Here is a 26,064-nt window from a genome sequence, read left to right as displayed (position 1 = left end):
TTTATTTGTAAAATTAAAGAACAATAATATATTTGCGCTCAGTTTGGGGGAGATACTCAAGCGGCCAACGAGGGCAGACTGTAAATCTGCTGACTACGTCTTCGCAGGTTCGAATCCTGCTCTCCCCACTTAACTCGAAAAGTTTGCATGGAAATGCAAACTTTTTTTATTTTAAAATATATCCAAAGCTTGCTTTAGGATATATTTTAAAATAAAAAAAGTGCAATGCGATAGCAGTGTTACTTTTCATTTTCACGAGCGGGGAACTAGGATCTTTAATCCTGCTCTCTATATTAATACCATTTCTCATTTAATATTACCGTAATAAAATTACAAATCCACGCTATCGGGGAGGCAATTAAAGGTTTAAAACTCCATCTAATCAAGCAGCATTATTATTATTATAATATTTGTCAAAAAAAACTAATAGGTTAGACTTATAGTTAAAAATGTTAAATTTTTGTCAAACAACAAATTGTATAAAAGCTCGTTGTGATAATGATTTAAATTCGTGGGAATTGTATTAAAAAATTTTGAAATCAAATTTCATTAAGGAAAAAATGTGCTGAGTTTATGAGTGGTCAAGGAGAATGTGGTATTTAGTCTGAAAATTATTATTTATAGAACTAATAAGTTGTTGCATAGAACTTCATTTATACTTATGTAGTTCTATGCTTTTTACGAATCTGAAAAAATGATAGAAACATGAAACAGAGACTATATAAAATTGTTTACATAACAGCATTTTTTTTACTATTTGCATGTATTAATAAAAATGTTAATTCTTACAAGGATGTTCCTTATACTGGAAATAGTAATATATCGTTTAATAGCATATCTATGGATACCATTTCTATAGATGGAAGTAAAACGTCTCTTGTTGGAAGATGGTCATGCTTAGATGATAAATTAATTTTTGGAGATTTTTATTATGGTTCTTTTTACATTTACGATACAAATTTCAATTTTAAAAACAAAGTTTTAAGTAGGGGGAGAGGACCTAATGAGATTCCATCAAAAAAATGGGTAGATTATACTGTGCATGATGATCAAATTTTTATTATTGGGTCTTCTTATGATTACTATATTGTAAATAATAGAACTTGGAAAAAAGAAAAATCTTCAAGACTCAATTTTAGTAATGAAAGTACAAATATTAAAAAATTATTTAATGATCCTAAGCCGCATTATCTTGGTCTATATGAAGTAAATTACCCTGGGTTAAATCTAAGTTTTTTAAATTCTGGAAAATTATTGTTCTCAATATCAACGACTCATCCAAAGGTTAACGCATATACTTCAAGAGTTTTTTATGATGAATTTAATACTATAGCTACATTAGATTTAAAAAATAATAAAATAGAAAATATGTTTTGCAATTATTCTCCTATTTATCAGGATTATGAATACATACCACAATTTAGTAATGTGTTATTTACAAAATCTAAGGATGAACTATTATTTAGTTTTGAAGCAGATAGTTTAATTTATAGGGCGAAAGAAGACAATATTATTACCTCCAAATATGGTAATAAAGGCAGAAATATTAGTGCTGAGTATCCTGAAGTAACAACAACAGATAATTATGTAGGTGTTTATAAAACAGACAGAGCCCAATTCGGATATTATAAATATTTAAAGAGCATACCAGATACAGGAATATTATTTAGAGGATATCAAAAAGATAAACCATCTAAAATGGATGGTTTACAAGTATATAGAGATAATAACTTAATAGGCGATGTCAATGTACCAATAGGTTTCAGAATAATAGGGTATATAGAACCATACTACTATGCCCAGCTACCTCCAGATGATTTAAAAGAAGAGTTTACTTTGTTTAAATTTAAATTAGATAACCAATGAAAAAACTACTGTTTTTCTGTTTACTACCTCTAGCTATATGGGACAAACAAGTGATTATGAAGTTTGATACAACTGGTAAAATTGGTGAATCAAAAGTTTATACGATAATAGATTCAAATACTGAACAAAAATTTTATAGATTCTTAATTTTCGGAAATGTTGTTAAAAAGTAGCCTTATATATATATTATTTACAGTTTTTCTATTTTCTCTACAGGCGCAAAATGTTGATTATACCCTTAGGGGAAGAATACTTGACCAACTCCAAACTCCCTTAGAAAGTGCTACAATTATATGTGGTAATAAAAGCATAGGAGCTACAACCGATAAAAATGGTTTTTTTAACCTAAGTTTAAGGGGTACGCCAGAAGATGTATTAAGTATTTCATTTCTTGGGTATAAAAAAAAAGAGATTAATATCCAGAACTTTTTGAGCTTACCAAATCACATTATTTATTTGGAGCAAGATATTATAACGCTTGGCGAGATAATAATTGGAAATAAAAATTTAGATGATGAAATATCTCCAAGAGATTTTTTCAAAAAAATACATAAAAGTTTTAATAATAGTCTTCCCAACTATAATTATGTATCTAAAGCTTATTATAAAGAGAAGGTAAAATATAATGACAAATATGTACTTTTTGCTCAGGGTCTAGGGTACGCCATAAACATGGGTAATTTACATAATGCATCTTATTTGTCTAGATATAAATTTTTTTATAAAAATACCAAGTTAGCCAATATTGACTCTCTTTGGAAAGAGAGTGTTAAGAAAAAATATAATTTAGAACATGGTTCTTGGCTAAATGGATCAGCTAATTTAAACCAATATTTAAGGCTTATAAAATATGGTGTTTTATCAAAAAATTGGAAAAAATATAATTTTGAGCTAGATTCTATTTATTATAAAAACCATCAAAAAGTATATAGGGTAAGTTTTAAAGGAGAAAAATATAATGGTTACATGGATTGTTTTGCAAAAAATTTAAAAATCCTTGAAATTAGATATGACACCACAGATTTCCCAACCAATCCCTTTAGGAAATATATAAAAACTAACATATCAATTTTATTGCACTATTTTAATGACACCGTATTTTTGTCAAATATGACATCTTCTTACAATTTTAAAAAAGCTTATCATGTAAATACTATAAAAATCATATCTCAAAAATTTAGCGAGTTTAAAATGACGTCAGATGAATACTGGGGAGCTAATGCAATTTCTAGAAACCCATATATCTTTTGTTCCCCAAATGAATGGCAAAGATTGAAGATTGAAAATGATTCAAAAATAGAGATTATAAAGAGAGATTTAGCACCAAATACAACTTTAGAAATTCAATACTTGAATAACTCAGGTAAATGGTTTTATCCTTCAAATAACAGTTCAAGTTATAAAAACCAATTCTTAAAAAAAATGAAACAGGTTGAGGATAAGTTTTACTTAAATAAATGAACTCCTAGTTCCATTGGCTTGAGGTAGTCCATTTTTGAAGAGAGAAAGAAGGTATGGAAAGCTTCTTTTATAAATTTCTAATATTATTTTTGCACTTTTATGATGCTAAAAAATTTTAAATTATATCTACAAAGTTCTTTTTAAAGTTTTAGTGTGCAATTGGATGTGCATAAATAGTTGGATATCATGGAGTAGTAGTAATAATATGAGGTAAGGTGGTTTTAATTTAAGTCTACCACGATTAGCTACAGTTATTGAATATTTTGAAACAAAAAAAGTGTACCGTAATAGCGGTGTAACTTTTCATTTTTACAAATGGAGAACTAGGATATTTAATCCTGCTCTCCCCACTTTAACTCAAAAAGTCTGCATTTTCATTCAGACTCATTTATTTGCAAAATAGTGTTGATTTTTTTAAGAATGGGAAACGAAGGTATTTAAACTTATTCTTCTCGTGAAGAAATTGAAAAAGAAAACTTTATATCTAAGGTTTTTTGTTTCATGGGTAATACCACTGTATCTTTTTAAGGTTTCTGTTTTTCATAAAAATGATGAATTATATTTTCGCCTTATACTAAAATACTTTTACTAATTGTTAAAGTATTGAAAATAAATTTTTATATAAAATCAATTTGCTGTTCTTTGACTAATTAAACTTGTTTTTGATCATGTTGTATTTATACTTCATAAGTGTCTAGTTTAATCAGAATATAGAAAAATGTAATCGTATTAAAAAGCTATAATAAATATGAAATATCAATTTTTATCCACATTACTACTTGCTTGTATGTGCATGTTTGCACAAGAAAAGGAAAGAAACCCTGGTGTATGGAAAAATATAGCGCTTACACCTGGAGTTGGAAGAATTGTAGACGTTGAGTTTGATCCGAATAATGGAGATCGTATGTATGCAGCGCCTGATGCTAATGGTATTTGGTACACAGAAGATCAGGGTAGACATTGGGAGTGTATAACCGATAATATTCCAGAATTGGAAGCAAGAATTACAGACAGTGAAATAATTGTTGATCCAGATAATTTTGATAAGATTTACTATGTTAGCAAGTATGGGCATTATTATATTACAGAAGATAGAGGAAAGCATTGGGTTCGAGTAAAAGATAAAAATGGAGAACCCATATTTTTGACCGATTTTAAAAGGTCTATAGTAGCTCGAGATAAAAATACAGGAGATGTAATTATGGTTTGTACTACTATTGGCCGTGATCATGGTAAAAAATCGGGATCTTGGGGAAAAGGACTTCATGTTAGTCATGATTTGGGAATGACATGGAAACACTTTCCAAGTCCCTCACATGAAGAAGAATATTTAGAAATAGCATTTCACCCAACAAACCCTAAAATAATTTATGCACCAACTACACATAAATTATATAAATCTATAGATGGAGGGTTAACGTTTAAAAACGTATTTGATTTTCCAAAACCCAATGGAAGTTTTTCATCTGTAACAACAATTGAATCCAATCCTGATTGGGTATATTTAATTACTACTAATAAAAGTGATAGAAATAAGGAAGATAATTTTCCAAAGACAGCTTTGTACCTCTCTAAGGATAAAGCAAAAACATGGGATACAATCCAAAATATGGATAAAGGAATAGGCTATAAAAAATCTGTTTATGGGAGTGGTGGTTTCGTTGGAAGTTGGTTGCATTGTTTTGCGGTGAACCCGTCAAATCCTAATGAAATGATAACAGCAATGAACTCTATGACAGAGACAACAGATGGAGGAAAGAATTGGGACGGTACCGGTTTGATTGGGAGACATATGTCGAGGCAAAAGGACGGGAGTATTCGTTTAAATAAGTTTGCTAGCCATTCGGCAGATAGCCATGTGATTAAATTTCATCCAAAACACAAAAGTAGAGCTTATAAGGCTTGTGATTCAGGCTTATATATGAGAGATCCAGAAATTGGTTTTGATAATTGGGTTGAAATTACAGGAGATATGATGGCCATGTTATTTTATTCAGTAAAGGTTAATGAGTTTGGAGATCGATATGTTATTGGAAATACCCAAGATGTTGGTATAGAGTCTTACCAATATAAAGAATGGCAGTGGGTAAGAGGTTATGAAGGCGATGTCGTATTTATACATCCTTATACTAATATCGCCTATTTTCCATCCTGCCGTTGTGGAAATGGAAATGAAATAAAAGGACTTTTTGAATTAGGAAGAAGAGATAGTCCAAACATTACGTCGTGGGGTAGACCTCAAATAGCAGTTAATTATCGAAACCCAGAAGAAGCAGTAGTTGTTTACCAATCACCAAAAGATCGTAGAAAAAGAGTTAAACAAGTATATCATATAAAAGATAAAGACCAAACTGCTAATATGCTAAAACTACCTGCAACTGGTACTGTAAGTAGCTTTAATATATCTCGTACAGAAGATGAACGCTTTACAGCAATTTCATCTGAAGCAATATTGATTAGTACTGATAAAGGCAATACATGGAAAAAATACAAGACTCCAACAGGCGATATTACTTTTGGAGCAGTAGACCCTAACAATCCCAATCGTATTTGGGTAGGATCTAAAAAAGGAAAAGTTTTTGAAAGTCTTGATTCTGGTATAACATGGAATACAATTTCAGAAGGCCTACCAAATGCATCAATATTAAAATTAATATACCACGAAGGATCACCTCGTGATTTGTATGCGCTAGCTGCGGAAGGAGATGGACAGTTTATGAGACCTCATGGAATCTATTATTTAAATGCTAATGAAGCAAAATGGAAAAAATGGATGGACGGTTATAATCTAAATGGTTTTAGTGATATGGTTATTGATTATCCTTCGCAAAAAATGTTAGCATCAAGTTATGGAAGAGGAGTTTGGGAATCTGATCTTGAGGCTGTATATGAACGTTTTTTACAAGAAGAGGTTGAAGTTGTTGAAATGAGTGGTAGTAAAAACTTTAGAACTTTTGGGTTAGATATTCTTTATCATTTACCAGAATATTATAATTACGAATGGATGGTTAATGGTGTTCGTAAAGGAACAAATTCCATGTTTTTTACTTCTAAAGACATTAAAAACAAGGATAGAATTTCGTGTAAATTATCTCCAAAATATGCTCCTGAGGTTGTTTTAGAAACAAAAGAATTGAGGTTAAAAAAAGTAAAAACCCTAAAAACTTTAGAAAAAGAACAAGTATTGATTGGCAACGGGAATTCGTTTGATTTGGGGTATTATGATTATTTCGGAGCAAACCAAGATTTTACAGTTAGTTTTAATCTAAAGCCTAATAGTGATGGCGTGGTAATAGCTAATAGAAGATTTAATGATCATGATGCTAAAGGTTGGCTAGTAGCTGTGCAAGATGGCTCTCTTATTTTAAAGTATACTGCTAAATATAATGCTACAGGAGGTAACGAGCGAGAAGGTGATAGGACTCCTCCTGCAACTGAGCAATTCCGTTTTCCAATTAAAATGGATAAATGGAATCAAGTGGTGGTAGCTTTTGATCGAGATGGAAAAGTACAAGCCTATTTAGATGGAAAAAAAGTTGCTGAAAAAGAAATGAATAAAGCAGAAGCAGCAATTAGTATTAATTCATTGTTTAATCTTTACCTGTTTTCCGATGTGCAAGGCTTAATGCCAATGCAAGGAGCGATTGATGAATTGAAAATATGGAATAAAGCGATAACAGCTAACGAAATTGGTGATGTATCAGAGAAAAATATGATTTTTTATCACTCATTTAATAATGTTAATAAAAATAAGTATAAAGAACTATTTACTGGGCAAGAAGCAAAAGTGAAGTGAACAATAAAGAAAAGGAGTCTGTCTAAAAAGTCTTTATAATTTGATCTGTGAGGTTGAGCCTGTCGAAACCGATATTGATTATCAATAAGTTAAAAATATTTCGACAAGTTTAATATGACATCGAACTTACTTTTTAGACCTCTTTTTAATATGTATAAAGAGCTTATAATTTATAAACTAAAAGCTGTTTTTACTTTGCCAACATAATCTAGCTTTTCCCAAGTAAATAACTCAACATCTAGCGTCGTAGTTTCTCCATTAGGCTGCGTAAATGTTTTAGTAACGGTTTCATTGTTATGTCCCATATTCCATATTCCTGCCACGTAATAAGCGTGGACTAATTAATCTGTCTACAGATTTCAAGCCTTTACAGGCTAGAATTCGTGTCCAATCTACATAGCCTTAAGGTATTAGATTCGTATGAGTTTGTATCATTTACTTTACCAATAAAAGTATGATTGTTCCAGTCAAAATAAGCTGTTCATCCGATAAAGTATGTCTTTCTAATTCAGCCATTGCTATTTAACTATCAATTTATAATTTAATTGTGAATAATGCTTTATTGGAAAAATTAAGTTAAATAATTCTTCTACCATTTTTAGGGTTGTCGTTGGTCGAAAAAAAATATATTCCTCCACCATTTTAGAATAGTCGTTGGTCGAAAAAAGGCATTCGTTATTTCCGGTTTTTATAATATTTATGGCTATTAACTTAAAAACTAAATTTTAATGATTCAAAAAGTATTAAAACTACTGTTTGTATTTTGCTTGTTCGGATTTCAGTATGCCGAAGCTCAAACAACAGTAACCGGCGTTGTTACCGATGGTAACAGCGGAATCCCATTGGCTGGGGCTAACATTATTGTAAAGGGGACCTCTAATGGAGTGTCTACCGATTTTGATGGAAAATATAGTATAAACGTTTCAAGTACATCTGCGACGTTAGTGTTTACTTATATTGGTTACACATCAAAGGAAGTTGTTGTAAATAGCCAAGCAACAATTGATGTGTCTTTAGAAGAAGATGCAAATCAATTAGATGAGATAGTAGTAACGGCCTTAGGAATAAAGAGAGAAAAGAAATCTCTTGGGTATGCAGTGTCTACTATAAAATCTGAGCAGATCGAAGTGGCAGGGTCACCAGTAAATCCATTGGAGTCCTTATACGGAAATGCTGCAGGTGTTGTAATACAGACTGGAGCTGGAGGACCAACAGGTGGTATGATTGTAAACATTCGTAATACGATCGCACTTAATTCTGAATCATCAACAAGACCTTTATTTGTTGTTGATGGGATCCCTATTTTTGATGAAGAAACAGAGGTTTCAGATGCGAGTCGAGACAGAGGAACTGGTATTAATGACATCAATGCAGCAGATATTGCTTCTATTGAAGTTTTAAAAGGTGCCAAGGCAGCTGTTTTATATGGTGGTTTAGGTGCTAATGGTGTGGTGCTTATTACCACAAAAACGGGTAAGAGAAGAAAAGGTTTAGGGGTAGAAATTAGCTCTAATTTTTCTTGGTCTGAAGTTGCTTTTGTTCCTGAATACCAAAATCAGTTTGGATCGGGAGCTAATGCTTTTGTAGCAGGAACTCCTGCAGACGAAGTAAGCAACGATGGCTTTTTATTAAGAGATGGTGTTGAATCATATCCAAATAATACGCCTCCAGGTAGTTTTGGTCCTAGATTAGACGGACGTAATATTGTATGGTGGGATGGTGTTGCAAGACCTTATACGGCACAACCAGATAATACTAAAGAGTTATTTGATAGTGGACATCAAACGAGCCAGACCATTTCCTTTTCAAATGCAGGAGACATAGGGAATTTTAGAGCATCATATACTTATAAGGATTTTGGTGGATTAGTTGTTAATTCTGGACAAGAAAGCCATAATGTTAATATAAGTGCAAATTTAAATGCTTCGGATAAAGTGCATGTTGGTTTTAATACATCTTATTTTTATGCAGATAATCTTAATGCGCCTAACCGTCTTCAAGCCTTAATTTCTGATGGTTTAAGAAGAGATACTAAAATTGATTTATTAAAACAGAATATTATAAACGAAGACGGCTATTATGTTTTTGGTGAAGAAGGTGCAGCCACTGGTTTAGGAGGATTAACAAGTGTTGCTGGTTATTTATGGAACCAAAACAGAAATATTAATAGAGAGCAAAGACATCACTTAGTTCAATCGTTAAAAATAGACTTCGATCTTGCTAAATGGTTAACTTGGAGTACTCGCGTAGGAATTGACTTAACATTGTTGGAGACTGAGGATAAAAGGTTTTTTACTAGACCACTTGAAGATGATGGACAAGGACGATATTCTGTTAATAATAGAAATATTTTTAAACTTTATGGGCAATCTGACTTGATTTTTGATTATAAGATTAATGATGATTTTAGAGTTGATGGTTTATTAGGTATGGCCTACACCAGTAATAGAGATAGGAGTTCCGGAGGCTCTATTAACCAAACCATGTTTGTAGAAAATTGGTTTTCATTAAACAATACGACAAATCCAAATGGTGCACAATTAAACCATGGCTTTGGTTCAGATACGATGTATGGCTTTTATGGTTCTGCTCAATTAAGTTATAGAGAACAACTTTTTTTAGAAGTTCAAGGACGTAATGATGTTAGTTCTATATTACCTAAAGATAACAATAGTTATTTCTACCCAGGTGCCAGTGCTTCATGGTTAGCTTCGCAAAGTTTAGACTTACCTGACGTTATAAAATTTGCTAAGCTACGAGTTTCGTGGGCAGATGTGGGAAGACCAGGACCGAGATACTTTGGAGTTGATGCTTTTAATGCTGGAACTTATGGAAATAGTCCATATTTTCGTGTTGATAACAGGTTGCCTCCTCCAAACTTAAAGCCAGAACGAAAAAGAGAAGTTGAATTTGGTATCGATATGAATTTTTTCAACAATAATAGATTTGGATTTGAAGCCTCCTATTATATGTCAGACACTTACGATCAGATAATGGGTGTGGATGTTCCGCAATCGTCAGGGTTTAATCAAATTACAATTAATGCTGGACAAGTAGAAACTAACGGATGGGAAGTGTTATTTAAAGGAAAACCTATTTTGACAGAAAATTTTTCTTGGAATGCAAGTTTGTCACTATCAGGAGTTAAATCTACAGTTACAGATCTTACAGATGGTGTCGATATACACTTTTTAAGAACAGGGATAAGTGAAAATGCCTTACAGGTTAGAGCAGAAAGAGGAGAAGAATTTGGAGATGTATTTGTGCATCCTTATGCAAGGAATGAAGCAGGAGAACAACTTATAGCAGATAATGGTCAATTTATTGTTGATCGTTCTGAGTGGAAGAAAGTAGGTAATATAAGACCAGATATAACAGGAGGTTTTAATTCTACATTCCAATATAAAAATTTCGATCTTAACATTGGTTTAAACTTTCAATTTGGAGGTGTTTTACCGTCTACAACAGAACAGTTCTTAGTTGGAACAGGAAATGCTAAGTCAACTGTAGCCTATAGAGATGAAGCTAATGGAGGATTACCTTATTATGTAAATGACTCAGGAAGTATCGTTGGGTTAGATTCGCATAGTGCTGCCGTTCCAGCCGACTCTCGTTACGGGTTTATTTTCCATGATGGATTAATAATTCCAGGAGTGAATGAAAATACAGGTCAAGCTAACGATGTTATTATACCTGCACAAACCTATTACCAACAATATTGGCAAGGTGATCAAGCCATTTTTGAAGATCGTATTTTTAAGAGTGATTACTTATCAATACGAAGAGTGGCACTTGGATGGAATGCTCCAAAAAGTATCACATCAAAAGCGAACTTGAGTAAGTTGAGAATATCTGCTTATGTAAACAATTTGGCATATTTGTTTACAGATTTACCTAATGTGAATCCAGAATCTGTAAATGGTACCAGATCTCCGATAGAAAATAGTGCTATTCCGGTTAGCAGATCTTTTGGGCTTAGTGTAAACATGGGCTTTTAATTTGTAAAGTAAAAAATAGTAATTATGAAAAAAATAATAATATATAGTATAGTATCATGCTTTCTTTTAATTATTGCTTCTTCATGTAGTGATGATAGAATAGAGCAAGAGTTTAATGATCCTAACAAAATAACAGAAGAGAATATTCCGTTTTTGTTTACAGGTACTTTGCAAGAACCCGTTTTGTTTCGTGCAGACTATGCACCTAAATATCATGAATACCGTCAGTTAAATAAAGTAACAGGGCTTGGTATGTATATTTTTCACTGGTCTGGATCAGAATGGATTGTGATCCAAGATTGGAGTGGACCTAGTTTTCACAGACAATTACAAGATAGAGGCTCGCTTAATTTTATGAAAGGATTGAGTAAAATACAGGCTATTTATGATGGTATGTCTGAAGAAGAACAAGCCGATAATGAAGTTTATATACATTTATCATCTATTGTAAAAGCTTTTGCTTTTCAACGTATGACAGATGCTTATGATGATATCCCATTTTTGGAAGCCGGACAAGGACGTGATGGTATTTTTTACCCTAAGTTTGATTCTCAAGAAGTTGTTTATAATACAACCTTAGATAATTTAAAAACGACTGTGGCTGCTTTAAAGTCTTTGAATCTTTCAACTGCTGTTCAAGCTGAATTAAGCCAACAGGACATTTTAAATGAAGGCGATTTAAATAAATGGATAAAATTTGCGAACTCTTTACGATTAAGAATGGCCATGAGACTTTCTATTGTGGCGCCGGCTAAAACTCAAGAAGTATTGGCAGAGTTAAATGGTGAATCTTTGGTGACAGAAAGCAGTGACTTCATAGGTATTGCTGAAGTAGATAAAGTAAGATTAACTACGTATGGAGATGGTGGGGCTTTTCCAAGAGGTTTTCAAGAAAGAGGCTGGGATATGAATGCACCAAAATTTATTTTGGAAGACATATTCAATTATAAACAAGTGCAGGATAATACGGTAGACCCGAGAGCTTATGTGGTTTTTCAACCGGCAACCGATGGACGCTATATTCCCGTTCCACATTATAATAAGGCGGATTCCGAAGCATATTTAGCAGCACTTTTAACTCCAGAAATTGCAGCAGATATTGTAAATGGTAACCGTTATCCAGCTAACTCCTCTTGGAATAATGAGGAACAAGATTTGTCTAAGTATAATAGAGTTACTTATTTAAATGACAAAAATAAATGGCCTACCATGACACCTAGTGAAACACATTTACTTTTAGCTGAAGCTGCTGTTCGTTTCCCAGGCGTTGTTACCATTCCAGCTGAGGATTCTTATAGAAAAGCAATTGAATTATCAATTGATTGGTATTATGAGCAAAATTCAACAAACACACTAACTGAAAATTCGACACCTCCTTTGGAGTTTGTAAATGATGATTATAAAGTAGCAAAGGATCCAGCTCATGTTGCGACATTTTTGGCTTCTAAAACGGCAGATTTTACAGGTTTAACAAATGATGAGAAGATTGTTGATATTTTTGAACAGAAAGTGGCTCACTTAAATATTTATAACACCTATGAAATATGGAGTGAAGCAAGACGATTAATGAAAGATCACGGCCAATTACTACACCCAATGGAGGGTAAAGTGGAATGGTTGGAGAGATTATTTTATTCTCCAGCAGAAGCTGGTAGTAATCCAAATTATGCTGATGTAGCCGGTAAAGACAACACGACTACACCTGTATGGTGGACAGGTAGATAGTCAATATTACTCTAGCCTGAAAAAAGACCGCAATTTGCGGTCTTTTTTATTGGACTTTATTTTAAAAACAAAAGGTCTAAAAAGCACTTAGTTTACGATGCTTTTTAGACCCTTTTTATGTGGAATGTGTAATTTCGGATTTTTATTTACAATCCAAAAACTTCTTTTACTCTATCAATATAATCTAGCTTTTCCCAAGTGAATAATTCTACATCTAGCGTAGTCGTTTCTCCGTTGGGCTGTGTAAATGTTTTAGTAACGGTTTCATTGTTACGTCCCATATGTCCGTAAGCAGCAGTTTCACTATACATAGGTGAACGCAGTTTTAAACGCTCTTCTATGGCAAATGGACGCATATCAAAAATATCAGAAACTTTTTCAGCAATTTCACCATCTGTCATATTAAAAGAACAAGTCCCATAAGTATCAATAAAAATACCCATTGGTTCTACCACACCAATAGCATAGCTTACTTGTACTAAAACCTCATCGGCAACACCGGCTGCAACTAGGTTTTTCGCAATATGACGTGTTGCATAAGCAGCACTTCTATCTACTTTACTAGGGTCTTTTCCTGAAAATGCACCACCACCGTGAGCGCCTTTTCCACCGTAAGTGTCAACAATAATTTTTCTTCCTGTTAGCCCTGTGTCTCCATGTGGCCCTCCAATAACAAATTTCCCTGTTGGGTTTATATGGTATTTAATGTCGTTATTAAACAAAACCTGAATTTGCTCAGGTAGTTTGGCAACGACACGTGGAATTAAAATGTCAACAATATCTTTTCTAATTTTAGCAAGCATGGTGTCGTCATCTCCAAAATCGTCGTGTTGTGTAGATACTACAATAGCATCAATACGTTGTGGGATATTATCATCACTGTATTCGATAGTTACCTGACTCTTAGAATCGGGACGTAAATAGGTAATGTCTTTATGCTCTCTCCTTAATTCGGCAAGCTCTATTAGAATTCTATGAGATAGATCTAAAGCCAAAGGCATAAAGTTTTCAGTTTCATTGGTTGCATAACCAAACATCATACCTTGGTCACCTGCACCTTGTTGTTCTTTACTCGCCCTATCAACTCCTCTGTTAATGTCATCAGATTGTTCATGAATTGCAGAAAGTACCCCACAAGAATTACCATCAAACATATACTCCCCTTTTGTGTAGCCAATTTTGTTTATGGTTTCTCTGGCAATTTTTTGAACATCTAAATACGTATTAGATTTTACTTCACCGGCAAGTACAACTTGTCCTGTGGTAACTAAGGTCTCACAAGCTACTTTAGAGTCTGTGTCAAACGCTAAAAAATTGTCAATTAAAGCATCACTAATTTGATCTGCTACTTTGTCTGGGTGTCCTTCAGAAACACTTTCCGAAGTAAATAAATAAGCCATAAGTTGTATTTTATATCTGGATTTGACGAGAGCGTCGAAGGAAGTTTACACTGCCTTTAGCATTTTTGTTTATGCTGAATTCAGTTCAGCATCTTACAAAAAAAGAGAGCAAAACAAGTTCAGTATAAAGAGGTTGCAATCAGTCAAATCTTTCCTCTGTTATTTGTGATGGCAAAAGTAAAAAAATAAAAGGAAATGAGGATTTATTTTTCTTTTTTTAAGAAATAAATTGGTTATTACATTTTAATTGTAAATATTTGCAGTAGTAAAATGAAAAAACAAATATTAAATATCGTTTCTATTATTGTCATTGTGATTATTTCACAACGATAGGAAGCGCTATATATAAATAATTTAAATTTTAGAAGCCTTCCTTAATCGGAAGGCTTTTTTATTGCATATTTTTAAAATTTTGAACATCATAAAAATAAAGACTTAAATAATTGTTGTACAGGGGTTTGTGTCGTTTTAAGTGGTTGTGGATTTAACCAGAAAAACTAAAGAAAAGTGTAAATAAAAACCTAATAAATTAATTTCGAACCTTATTTAGTGCGGTTGTAAGATTTTTAAAAGAACTCTTAAATCGTTAAAGTATTAAATCAAAAAAAGAGAAAGTATAAAATTATCTGTAACAAAGATGAAGGAACTTAATAAATATAGTAAAAGACTAACGCAGGATGAATCTCAGCCAGCATCTCAAGCCATGTTGTATGCAGTAGGGTTGACTGATGAAGATATGAAAAAAGCTCAAGTAGGTATTGCAAGTACAGGGTATGATGGAAACCCATGTAATATGCATTTAAATGGTTTGGCTGCCGAGGTGAAAATTGAATGTAAAATAACTGGTCTAGTTGGTTTAGGATTCAATACTATTGGTGTTAGTGATGGTATTTCAATGGGAACTTCTGGGATGAATTATTCTTTAGCATCTCGAGATATTATAGCAGATTCTATTGAAACGGTTATGAATGCCCAAAGTTATGATGCGCTTATCTCTGTAGTAGGCTGTGATAAAAACATGCCGGGAGCTGTTATTGCTATGTTGCGTTTAAATCGTCCTTCAATAATGATGTATGGTGGAACCATTGCATCAGGAAATTATAAAGGAAGAAAGTTAAATATTGTTTCAGCTTTTGAAGCGTTAGGTCAAAAAGTTGCGGGCGAAATTAATGAAGATGAATATAGAGAAATTATAAAAAGAGCCATTCCTGGAGCAGGAGCTTGTGGTGGGATGTATACAGCAAATACGATGGCTTCAGCTATAGAGTGTATGGGCTTTTCTTTACCTTACAATTCTTCAATTCCTGCAGAAAACCCAAATAAATTATCGGAAAGCGAGAGAACAGCCATAACCATTAAAAATCTATTGGAACTAGATTTAAAGCCATTAGATATTATTTCTAAAAAATCTATTGAAAATGCTATTGCGCTTGTTAACGCATTAGGAGGATCTACAAATGCAGTGTTACATTTCTTAGCGATTGCACATGCTGCAGACATAGATTTTACGCTTGAAGATTTTCAACGTGTTAGTGATAGAACACCTTTGATAGCTGATTTAAAACCTAGTGGAAAGTATTTAATGGAAGATGTTCATGGTGTTGGTGGAACCCCAGCAGTTATGAAATATTTGCTAGATAATGGTTATTTACATGGTGATTGTTTAACCGTAACAGGAAAAACATTAGCAGAAAACTTAAAAGATGTTGAACCACTTACTTTTGATGAAGATAGCCAAGATGTTATTTACCCAAAGGATAAAGCTCTAAAAACATCAGGAAATTTACAAATTCTATATGGAAACTTAGCGGGAGGCGGAGCCGTTGCAAAAATATCAGGAAAAGAAGGTTTATTGTTTGAAGGAAAAGCTGTTGTTTATGATGGAGAGCAAGCAGCCAATACAGGAATCTCTAATGGCGAAGTAGAAAGGGGAGATGTCGTTGTTATTCGTTATGTAGGTCCAAAAGGAGGTCCAGGGATGCCTGAAATGTTAAAACCTACCTCGTTAATAATGGGAGCAGGTTTAGGGAAATCTGTAGCGTTAATAACTGATGGTCGTTTTTCAGGAGGAACCCATGGGTTTGTTGTAGGGCATATTACCCCAGAAGCACAATCAGGAGGAACCATAGGGCTGTTAAAAACAGGCGATAAAATTAGAATTAGTGCAGAAGATAATTCCATTAACGTCATCCTTTCAGATGAAGAATTAGCAGAAAGGAAATCGCAATGGGTTGCACCAGAATTAAAACATAAAAAAGGAATATTATATAAATATGCGAGATCAGTATCATCAGCCTCTAAAGGGTGTGTTACTGATGAATTTTAAGTTATAATCTTTTTTCATTTCCGCTAAGGTGGAAATCTCATAAATTGAAAATGGGAATTATGGATATAGAAACAATAAAAAAAACTAAACAAATGACTGCCAAAACAGAGCGCATGAGCGGTAGTGAAGCTATTATAAAATGTTTAATAGCGGAAGATGTTGACATTCTTTATGGGTATCCGGGAGGAGCCATTATGCCAGTTTATGACGAACTATATAAATATAGAAATGAGATTCATCATGTATTAACACGTCACGAACAAGGAGCAGCACATGCAGCTCAAGGGTTTGCCAGAATTTCTGGTAGAGTAGGTGTTGCTATGGCGACATCAGGGCCTGGAGCTACTAATTTAATTACTGGAATAGCAGATGCGCAAATCGATTCTACGCCGTTAGTATGTATTACCGGACAAGTGCCTTCTCATTTACTGGGTACTGATGCGTTTCAAGAAACAGATATTATTGGTATCTCTACACCAGTTACAAAATGGAATCATCAAGTAACTAAGGCTTCCGAAATTCCAGAAGTTCTAGCTAAAGCGTTTTATATTGCTAAAAGTGGTCGTCCGGGACCCGTATTAATTGATATTACAAAAGATGCTCAGTTTGGAGAACTTGATTTTAAATATGAAAAATGTATAGGTGTAAGAAGTTATATTCCAACACCAAAAACCAATTTAGAATCTGTGAAGGCTGCTGCTGAATTAATCAATGCTGCAAAAAAACCAATGATTGTTTGGGGGCAAGGTGTTATTTTAGGTCAGGCAGAAACTGAATTAAAAACGGTTATTGAAAAAGCGGGTATTCCTGCAGCTTGGACCATTATGGGAGCTTCGGCTATACCAACATCACACCCATTGAATATAGGTATGGTTGGAATGCACGGTAACTATGGACCAAATAAATTAACCAACGAATGTGATGTGCTTATCGCAATCGGAATGCGTTTTGATGACCGTGTTACCGGAAGTTTGGATACCTATGCAAAACAAGCTAAGGTGATTCATTTTGAGATAGATCCAGCAGAGGTTAATAAAAATGTATATGCAGATGTTGCCGTTTTGGGTGACTCTAAAGACAGTTTAATAGAGTTAATACCATTGTTAAACGAAAATTCACATGAAGCATGGCATCAGGAGTTTAAGGATTTGTATGCTATTGAATTCGAAAAAGTAATTAAAGATGATCTTCATCCAACTAAAGAAGGGTTAACTATGGGTGAAGTATTAAATGAGATAAATATACAAAGTGAAGGAGATGCTGCGATTGTATCAGATGTTGGCCAACACCAAATGATCGCTTGTCGTTATTCGGAGTTCAATAAAACTAAGAGTAATATTACTTCGGGTGGTTTAGGCACTATGGGGTTTGCACTTCCAGCAGCTATTGGAGCAAAAATGGCGGCACCAGAACGTGAGGTAGTGGCTATAATTGGTGATGGTGGTTTCCAAATGAATATTCAGGAGTTAGGAACTATATTTCAACAAAAAGTACCTGTGAAAATTGTGGTATTGAATAATGAGTTTTTAGGAATGGTTCGTCAGTGGCAACAGTTGTTTTTCGATAAACGCTATGCGTCTACAGAAATGACAAACCCAGACTTTATTACTATAGCAAAAGGGTATCATATAGGAGGAAAACGTGTTACTAAAAGAGAAGAATTGGCAGATGCCGTTAAAGAAATGATAGCGTCTAAAGAGTCATATTTCTTAGAGGTTTGTGTAGAAAAAGAAGATAATGTATTTCCAATGATTCCTTCAGGAGCATCCGTTTCAGATATCCGTTTAAGTTAGGTAAGAATAAAGAATTTAGACAATAGAATATAGATTTTAGATAATAGAATTATGGACAAAAGAATAGAGATGAATTTAAAGGAAATAGATGGTTAAGTAAAAAGTTTTGCTGTCTATTATCTAACATCTTTTTTCTAATATCTTTTTTAAAAATGAACCAAGAAATAAAAACATTCACGATTTCAATATATACCGAAAATAATATCGGTTTGCTAAATCGTATATCTGCAATTTTTCAGAGAAGACATATCAATATTGAAAGCTTAACAACTTCAAAATCAGAAATTGAAGGTGTAAACAGGTTTGTTATTGTTGTAAATATTACTGAGCCCCAAGCTAAAAAAATTATAGGACAATTTCAAAAGCAGATTGAAGTGATTCGTGCCTATTATCATACCGATGAAGAAACTATTTTTCAGGAGTCGGGTATGTTTAAAATAAAATCCGATTTATTATTTAATGAACCTCAAATTCAAAATATAATAAAAGAAAGTAATGCCAGAATAGTGACTGTAAACAAGGAATTTTTTGTTTTGGAAAAATCTGGTAGAAGAAACGAAATAGAATCACTTCACAGAGATTTAAACATTTTTGGAATCATGCAATTTGTGCGGTCTGGACGTATTTCGGTAACTAAAGAAGAAATGAAAATCACAGAAATGCTTTTAGCATTTAATAACCAATAGTAATAATAATAAAATTAAAATGGGAAATTATTTTAACACACTCTCGTTAAGAGATAAATTAGATCAATTATCGAAGTGTAGATTTATGGATGCTTCAGAGTTTTCAGATGGAGTAAACGCTTTAAAAGATAAAAAGATAGTCATCGTAGGGTGTGGAGCTCAAGGGCTTAATCAAGGTTTGAATATGAGGGATTCAGGATTAGATATTTCTTATGCTTTACGTGATGCTGCTATTGCTGAAAAACGTGCCTCTTTTGTTAAGGCAACGGATAATGGATTTGCAGTTGGTACCTACCAAGAGTTAATTCCATCAGCAGATTTAGTGTTAAACTTAACACCGGATAAACAGCATACAAATGCTGTAAATGCAGTGATGCCTTTAATGAAACAAGGTGCTACATTATCGTATTCTCACGGTTTTAATATTGTTGAAGAAGGGATGCAAATTCGCGAAGACCTTACGGTTATTATGGTCGCTCCAAAATGTCCTGGGTCAGAGGTGAGAGAAGAATATAAACGAGGTTTTGGTGTACCAACACTTATTGCTGTTCATCCAGAAAATGACCCAGAAGGTAAAGGTCTAGAGCAAGCAAAAGCCTATGCTGTAGGAACCGGAGGTGATAGAGCGGGTGTTTTAGAGTCTTCATTTGTCGCTGAGGTAAAAAGTGATTTAATGGGAGAGCAAACCATTCTTTGTGGATTGTTACAAACAGGTTCTATCCTTTGTTTTGATAAAATGGTTGAAAAGGGTATAGATGCAGGTTATGCGTCTAAGCTGATTCAATACGGTTGGGAAACCATTACTGAGGGGCTTAAATATGGTGGCATCACTAATATGATGGATCGTCTATCCAACCCTGCGAAAATTAAGGCTTTTGAATTATCAGAAGAATTAAAAGAGATCATGCGTCCACTATTCCAAAAACATATGGATGACATCATGCAAGGAAATTTTTCTAAAGGTATGATGGAAGATTGGGCTAATGATGATAAAAATTTATTAGATTGGAGAGCTGCTACTGGCGAAACAGCTTTTGAAAAAACACCAGCAAGTGATGTTGAAATCTCTGAACAAGAGTTTTATGACAATGGTGTATTAATGGTTGCTATGGTAAGAGCTGGTGTAGAATTAGCTTTTGAAGCGATGACCGATTCTGGAATTATAGATGCCTCGGCTTATTATGAGTCTTTGCATGAAACGCCACTAATTGCAAATACTATTGCAAGAAGAAAATTATATGAAATGAACAGTGTTATATCTGATACTGCAGAGTATGGGTGTTATTTATTCGATCATGCATGTAAGCCTCTTTTAGCAGATTTTATGAAGACTATAGATACGGATGTTATAGGGAAAGCTTATTCTAAGAATAACGGTAATACCGTAGATAACGCTAAATTAATAGAAGTGAATAAAGCTTTAAGATCTCATCCGGTTGAAAAAGTAGGAGAAGTTTTAAGAGCATCTATGACGGCTATGAAGCCGATAGTATAGTTTAATTGAAAAGAATTTCCTTAAGATTTTGTCTTGAGGTTTCCTTTGAAATTGTCATTCCCGTGACAACGGGAAACTAATATTAATAATTTATGAATAAGGAAAACGTTACATATTTTCCTAGTATTGATAATATTAAGGTGGCTGCCGATACTATTAAAAAAGTATCGGCAGTTACGCCTTTAAGCCCTAGTTTAAGGTATTCAAAATATTACGATGCTAATATTCTTTTAAAGCGCGAAGACTTACAACAAGTTCGATCTTATAAAATTAGAGGTGCTTATAATAAAATAAGTTCATTAACCTCTGAAGAATCTAAAAAAGGGGTTGTTTGTGCAAGTGCAGGAAATCATGCTCAAGGTGTCGCATTGTCTTGTAAATTATTAGAGATTGAAGGGACTATTTATATGCCGGCTCCTACACCAAATCAAAAGGTAGAACAGGTTAAAATGTTTGGTGGTGATTTCATTGATATTAAACTTATTGGTGATACGTTTGATGATGCCTATCATGCTGCTATGTTAGAATGCGAGCAGTTGCATAAAACATTTATTCATCCTTTTAATGATGAAAAAGTTATAGAAGGACAGGCCACTATTGGTTTAGAAATTCTAGAACAATCTAAAACCCCTATCGATTATGTTTTTATAGCAGTAGGTGGTGGTGGATTAGCAGCTGGTTTGTCTACAGTTTTTAAACAAATTTCACCGAATACTAAAATCATTGGCGTAGAACCAGAAGGAGCACCTTCTATGTCTATGTCTATCAAAAATAATAAAAATACAGAATTAGAGCATATTGAAAAGTTTATCGATGGTGCTGCAGTAAAGCGCGTAGGAGATTTAACATTTCCAATTTGTAAAGAGAACTTGCATGACATGATAACGGTTCCGGAAGGGAAAGTGTGTGAAACTATTTTAGAGCTTTATAATAGAGATGCTATTGTAGTAGAACCTGCCGGTGCATTAAGCATTTCTGCTTTAGATTTTTATGCTGAAGACATAAAAGGTAAAAATGTGGTATGTGTGGTTAGTGGCAGTAATAATGATATTACCAGAACATCAGAAATTAAAGAGCGTGCATTGTTGTATGCCAACTTAAAGCATTATTTTATTGTTAAGTTTCCACAACGTGCAGGTGCGCTAAAAGAGTTTGTTGTTGATATTTTGGGTGAAAATGATGATATCACCTATTTTCAATATGCTAAAAAAACAAACCGTGAAAATGGCTCCGCTGTAGTCGGCATTCAATTAAAATCTGCTACCGATTTGGAGCCTCTTATAATTAAAATGAAACGTCATAATTTTTATGGTGATTACCTAAATGATAAACCGGATTTGTTTCAGTTTTTGGTATGACTTATTTTATTTAGCCTATTAGTTATTTTTAAGCTCAATATTCATGGATTTATAAATATCTTCCAGGGCATCAATTCTAAACTTTTCTATTTCTGGAGTACTATGTTCTGTCTTTATTATTTCATAGAACCTTTTGATGATTTCGGGGTGTTTATCAGCAATATTGTTCATTTCAATTAAATCATTCTCTAAATTATAGAGCTCTACATCTTTATTCCCTTTCTTTATATCCTTCCAAAGTATTTTCCATTTACCCATTCTTACAGCAACTTGTCCATTATATTCTGGGAACTCCCAATATAAAAAATCATGTTCCTTTTGTTTATCTTCATTAATTAAGGTATTTAAAAAGCTTATACCATCAATCTCTTTAGGAGTTGTTGTGTTTACTATATCACATAATGTAGGCATAACATCCCAAAAAGCTGAGACATGATCTGTAGTTGATCCAGCTTTTATTTTTCCCGGCCATGAAGCAATCATAGGAACTCGTATCCCACCTTCATATAAAAAACCTTTCCCTCTGCCATATTCACTGGCAAAAGGACCTGCGCTATCAAACCATGGGGAATCCGTACCTCCATTGTATGTTGGACCATTATCTGAAGTAAAGATAATGATGGTATTTTCATACTTACCAGTTTCTTTTAAATGTTTGATTAGCTTGCCTACATTTTCATCAAGATAAGATATCATAGCCGCATAAGTTGCACGAGGATATCTGTTTGGGAAATACCCCTTATTTCCTATATAAGGTTTTTCGTCACCAAATTTTTTCACGTAATAATCTACCCAATTTTTAGGAGCTTGTAATGGTGCATGCGGTATAGGGCTTGCCCAGTATAAAAAGAAGGGAGCATTGTCGGTGCTATCTACAAAACTAATCATTTTTTCAAACGAAATCTCAGGAGCGTAAATAGGTTGGTTGTATTTCTCATAACTTTTTAAGTCGTAAGGGTCCTCATTATTATAAAGCCTCGTATTTGGCGCAATAGTATCGTTTGCGGTTAGATGATACCTTTTATCATTTTCATATAAATGCACAGGGTTGTATGTATGGGCTTGTCGTTGGCAATTATATCCAAAAAAGTAATCAAATCCCATTTTTGTAGGTATGGATTCGGTATGGGGCGCTCCAAGTCCCCATTTACCAAACATACCCGTTTTGTAGCCTACTCGTTTTAAAAGACTTGGAATAGTAGTTGTATTTTTTGGAAATGGCCTTTGACCTTCTAGTGTTGAGTCTTTTATCATTTTTTTATAATTCCAAACATCGCCTTTTTCTCCACGAGCACCCCATTCATCATTTCCTCTAACATAAGAATGACCTAAATGTTTCCCTGTTAGTAAAACAGACCTGGCCGGGGCACAAACAGGAGCACCAGAATAATGTTGTGTAAATAAGAGACCTTCTTTTGCCAATCCATCAATATTAGGCGTTTCTATTTTTTTTTGTCCATAAACCCCTAAATCACCATATCCTAAATCGTCTGCTAGTATATAAATTATATTAGGCTTTGTGGCTATTTTTTTTTCTGATTTTTGAGATGTATTACAAGAAATTGTAATAATTATAGACAGGAAACACAAACTACTCTTTAGGGACTTCATTTTTTTAAATTTATGATAAAGATATTAATTTTATAATGCCATTTAGCTCTTTCTATTTTCAATATGTAAAAAAACAAATCGTGAAAACGGTTCTGCTGTAGTTGGTATTCAATTAAATACCGATTTGGAGCCTCTTATAATTAAAATGAAACGTCATAATTTTTATGGTGATTACCTAAATGACAAACCAGATTTGTTTCATTTTTTGGTATAGCTTATAAAATAAATCATACCAAAAAATGAAAATAATCTTTTATGATTTTTAAAATTCACGATAGTTGCCTTCCAGATATTGGTTTGCTTCTTCTTCAGCAAATTTTGCCTTTTTACTATCCCAATGTAAGGTTTGATTTGGAAAACGACCAGCTATAACACCTAATAATATAGTTTCAGTTAATCTGGAAGCATAAGAAAAAGGTGCGGTACATGTATCTTTACCTAAACAGGCATCCACAAACTGATGATAATGTTTTGGGCCTTCAGAATCATAATCGCGTATAGGTTTACCCATGTTGTTGGCTTTTTCAATAGCTTCAATTTCAGAAGAGATGTCAACATACTTCCCATCCACAATTTTCTTTGGTAATTGCATAAAGTGAGGTAAAAGTAAACGCCCTTTTTCGCCAATAAACATAGCGCCTTGCTCTGGTAAATGCCCCTCTTTTACTGTTTTTGTATCTAATGATAACTTATCTTTCATACTTGCATCTTCACCATTAGAAACTCCTTCTTCTTCTTTCGAAGTTTCGTTTTCGGCACCAGCACTAGGCAGTATCAAATCTTTATGAGTTTTAGGAGCTCCAGGACCATCATACCATACCCATTTTAAGGTTTCAGTAGTGTACTTGGTTTTTGGGAATTCATAAGTAACAATATTATTTTCCGGATATCCAAACCCGGTAGGTTGCCTGGATTCATTAATTATGGTTTTAGGTACATCGAGTTCCAAAGCATTATAAGGTGTATCAAAAATATGTACACCCATATCACCAAGAGTTCCACAGCCATAGTCCATCAATTTACGCCAGTTACCAGGGTGATAAACACCTTTTTTGTATGGACGTTTTTCTGAGGTTCCTAACCATAGATTCCAATCTAATGTGCTTGGTACAGGGTCATTACCCTCAGGTACAGGCCCATCATAACCCCAATTTTTAGGAGACCAAGCTCTTACTGTATGAACCTTTCCAATGATACCGGACTGTATTAATAAGGTTGCTAATTTATAGTCATAAAAGGAGTGTACTTGAATCCCCATTTGAGTAACAAGTTGCTTTTCTGCAGCTAATTTTTTCATAGCTCTTGCTTCAGAGACATGATGTGTTAATGGCTTTTGACAATACACAGGTTTGTCCATATTCATAGCTAGCATAGATGCAGGCGCGTGCGTATGGTCTGGTGTTGATATTATAACGGCATCAATATCATTTTTCATCTCTTTTAACATGACGCGATAATCTGAAAAAACTTTGGCATTAGGATGTAATTTTTTGGCAGCAGATAAAAAATTAGCATCAACATCGCAAAGAGCAGTAACGTCTACCAAATCATGAGAAGCAATAGCGTCAAGATCTGCTTTTCCCATCCCTCCAACACCAATGTGCGCTGTTCGAAGACGACCGCTTGGTGCATTAGATTTACACATTATTAACGATGGGACTAAAGTTAAACCCATTGCACCTAACCCCGTTTTCTTTAAAAAATCTCTTTTGTTCATGTTGCTATAGTTTTTTTATTTTAATATTTCTAAACCATATAGGACTTGAATGATCTTGAAGACCGATAAAACCAGTTTTGTACTTTCCATAGTTAGGGCTGTTTTTCCATTTATCCGAATTCTTTTTTTCATGCCAAGCTTCATCCCATGGAACAAATGATAATAACTTCTTGCCATTTAGCCAGTGTTCTACATTTTTAGGAGTAAATACAATTTTTGAAGTATTCCATTCACCTATAGGGTTTAACACTTTTTGCAAAGTATCCGCAGGATGCATAGCATAGTCTGAACCTGTTCTTTGTAAAGGTTTTAATTCTTCTGGCTTTTCAGTATACCCTAAACTCGTATTGTAAGCTGTAAGGTCATGTATTTCGGCATAACCCAAATCATCTATAAGTTGATATTCTGGCGATACTTCAGGAGGTTTTTTATAACCTTCTTTTAAGTGGTAAAAAATACCACTATTACCACCTTTTGGAAGCTTCCATTCAATATGAAGCTCAAAGTTTTCAAATTCTTCAGCACCATAAATAATATCTGTTCCTCCAGTATAATTTTGCTCTAACCCAAGTTCTGTATCAAAAGTTAAAGTTTTATCTTTTATGGTCCATCCTGGAGGTAAAGAATCTCCATTATAAGCACGCCACCCTTCGGTACTTGTACCATCAAAAAGGTAAACCCATTCGTCTATTTTGTTATCGTTTTCAATAGATACATTCTTATGATCTTCTTTTTTTTCTGTTTTACAGGATAAAATAACAGTAGCGATGACTAAAATTGAAATTACTTTTTTCATTTATAAATATTTGTCAAGTCTTAATTTACATATTAA

General features: G+C 33.6%; 14 protein-coding genes, 1 tRNA gene and 2 pseudogenes. 12 read left to right on the top strand and 5 right to left on the bottom strand.

Annotated features, from left to right (window positions below; genetic code table 11):
- The first annotated feature begins 46 nt into the window (after positions 1-46).
- The 4 genes from Q4Q47_RS05485 to Q4Q47_RS05470 all read left to right on the top strand — a co-directional run bounded on the left by Q4Q47_RS05485 (position 47) and on the right by Q4Q47_RS05470 (position 7,123).
- Positions 47-128: transfer RNA gene (locus Q4Q47_RS05485), tRNA-Tyr, on the top strand.
- A gap of 577 nt (positions 129-705) precedes the next feature.
- The gene (locus Q4Q47_RS05480; protein ID WP_303305645.1) at positions 706-1,866 is read left to right on the top strand and encodes a hypothetical protein; all 1,161 of its coding nucleotides are present in this window, start codon (positions 706-708) and stop codon (positions 1,864-1,866) included.
- Between the two features lie 156 nt (positions 1,867-2,022).
- Positions 2,023-3,327 (top strand): carboxypeptidase-like regulatory domain-containing protein, encoded by a 1,305-nt coding sequence (locus Q4Q47_RS05475; RefSeq protein ID WP_303305644.1) that lies wholly within the window; start codon positions 2,023-2,025, stop codon positions 3,325-3,327.
- Between the two features lie 748 nt (positions 3,328-4,075).
- Positions 4,076-7,123, top strand: a complete 3,048-nt coding sequence (locus Q4Q47_RS05470) for a VPS10 domain-containing protein (RefSeq protein WP_303305643.1) — start codon at positions 4,076-4,078, stop codon at positions 7,121-7,123.
- Positions 7,124-7,293: 170 nt separating this feature from the next.
- On the opposite strand, the pseudogene Q4Q47_RS05465 reads toward Q4Q47_RS05470, so the two are convergent.
- A pseudogene (locus Q4Q47_RS05465) lies at positions 7,294-7,428 on the bottom strand (methionine adenosyltransferase); the annotation flags it as partial.
- 423 nt (positions 7,429-7,851) lie between these two features.
- Here Q4Q47_RS05465 and Q4Q47_RS05460 point away from each other — a divergent pair.
- Both Q4Q47_RS05460 and Q4Q47_RS05455 read left to right on the top strand, forming a co-directional pair.
- Entirely contained in the window at positions 7,852-11,121 is a 3,270-nt protein-coding gene (locus Q4Q47_RS05460; RefSeq protein ID WP_303305642.1) for a SusC/RagA family TonB-linked outer membrane protein, read from the top strand.
- Between the two features lie 24 nt (positions 11,122-11,145).
- Entirely contained in the window at positions 11,146-12,846 is a 1,701-nt protein-coding gene (locus Q4Q47_RS05455) for a SusD/RagB family nutrient-binding outer membrane lipoprotein (RefSeq protein WP_303305641.1), read from the top strand.
- Positions 12,847-12,992: 146 nt separating this feature from the next.
- Here Q4Q47_RS05455 and metK read toward each other — a convergent pair whose 3' ends face one another.
- Positions 12,993-14,246 (bottom strand): methionine adenosyltransferase, encoded by a 1,254-nt coding sequence (metK, locus tag Q4Q47_RS05450; protein ID WP_303305640.1) that lies wholly within the window; start codon positions 14,244-14,246, stop codon positions 12,993-12,995.
- A 637-nt stretch (positions 14,247-14,883) separates the two neighbouring features.
- Here metK and ilvD point away from each other — a divergent pair.
- The 5 genes from ilvD to ilvA all read left to right on the top strand — a co-directional run bounded on the left by ilvD (position 14,884) and on the right by ilvA (position 21,904).
- On the top strand, positions 14,884-16,572 hold the full coding sequence (gene ilvD, locus Q4Q47_RS05445; RefSeq protein WP_303305639.1) for a dihydroxy-acid dehydratase: 1,689 nt from the start codon (positions 14,884-14,886) through the stop codon (positions 16,570-16,572).
- Between the two features lie 59 nt (positions 16,573-16,631).
- On the top strand, positions 16,632-18,365 hold the full coding sequence (gene ilvB, locus Q4Q47_RS05440; protein ID WP_303305638.1) for a biosynthetic-type acetolactate synthase large subunit: 1,734 nt from the start codon (positions 16,632-16,634) through the stop codon (positions 18,363-18,365).
- A 152-nt stretch (positions 18,366-18,517) separates the two neighbouring features.
- Positions 18,518-19,051 carry an acetolactate synthase small subunit gene (ilvN, locus tag Q4Q47_RS05435; protein WP_303305637.1) on the top strand — a complete coding sequence of 178 codons (534 nt, stop codon included), beginning with the start codon at positions 18,518-18,520 and terminating at the stop codon, positions 19,049-19,051.
- A 19-nt stretch (positions 19,052-19,070) separates the two neighbouring features.
- On the top strand, positions 19,071-20,546 hold the full coding sequence (gene ilvC, locus Q4Q47_RS05430) for a ketol-acid reductoisomerase (protein WP_303305636.1): 1,476 nt from the start codon (positions 19,071-19,073) through the stop codon (positions 20,544-20,546).
- Between the two features lie 92 nt (positions 20,547-20,638).
- Positions 20,639-21,904, top strand: a complete 1,266-nt coding sequence (ilvA, locus tag Q4Q47_RS05425; RefSeq protein WP_303305635.1) for a threonine ammonia-lyase IlvA — start codon at positions 20,639-20,641, stop codon at positions 21,902-21,904.
- Between the two features lie 18 nt (positions 21,905-21,922).
- On the opposite strand, the gene Q4Q47_RS05420 is transcribed toward ilvA, so the two are convergent.
- Positions 21,923-23,515 carry an arylsulfatase gene (locus Q4Q47_RS05420; RefSeq protein WP_303305634.1) on the bottom strand — a complete coding sequence of 531 codons (1,593 nt, stop codon included), beginning with the start codon at positions 23,513-23,515 and terminating at the stop codon, positions 21,923-21,925.
- 55 nt (positions 23,516-23,570) lie between these two features.
- On the opposite strand from Q4Q47_RS05420, the pseudogene Q4Q47_RS23790 reads away from it, so the two are divergent.
- Positions 23,571-23,729, top strand: a pseudogene (locus Q4Q47_RS23790) (threonine dehydratase); the annotation flags it as partial.
- Positions 23,730-23,777: 48 nt separating this feature from the next.
- Here the strand turns inward: Q4Q47_RS23790 and Q4Q47_RS05410 are convergent.
- Together Q4Q47_RS05410 and Q4Q47_RS05405 are read right to left on the bottom strand one after the other, a co-directional pair.
- Positions 23,778-25,232: a Gfo/Idh/MocA family protein gene (locus Q4Q47_RS05410; protein ID WP_303305633.1), complete on the bottom strand. Its 1,455-nt coding sequence runs from the start codon at positions 25,230-25,232 to the stop codon at positions 23,778-23,780.
- Between the two features lie 4 nt (positions 25,233-25,236).
- On the bottom strand, positions 25,237-26,028 hold the full coding sequence (locus Q4Q47_RS05405; RefSeq protein ID WP_303305632.1) for a 3-keto-disaccharide hydrolase: 792 nt from the start codon (positions 26,026-26,028) through the stop codon (positions 25,237-25,239).
- Between the last annotated feature and the right edge of the window lie 36 nt (positions 26,029-26,064).

This window comes from Flavivirga spongiicola (assembly GCF_030540825.1).
In the GTDB taxonomy this organism is placed as follows: Bacteria; Bacteroidota; Bacteroidia; order Flavobacteriales; family Flavobacteriaceae; genus Flavivirga; species Flavivirga spongiicola.
The sequence above is the reverse complement of the archived record's forward strand: the minus strand, read 5'-3'. Positions and strand labels throughout refer to the sequence as shown.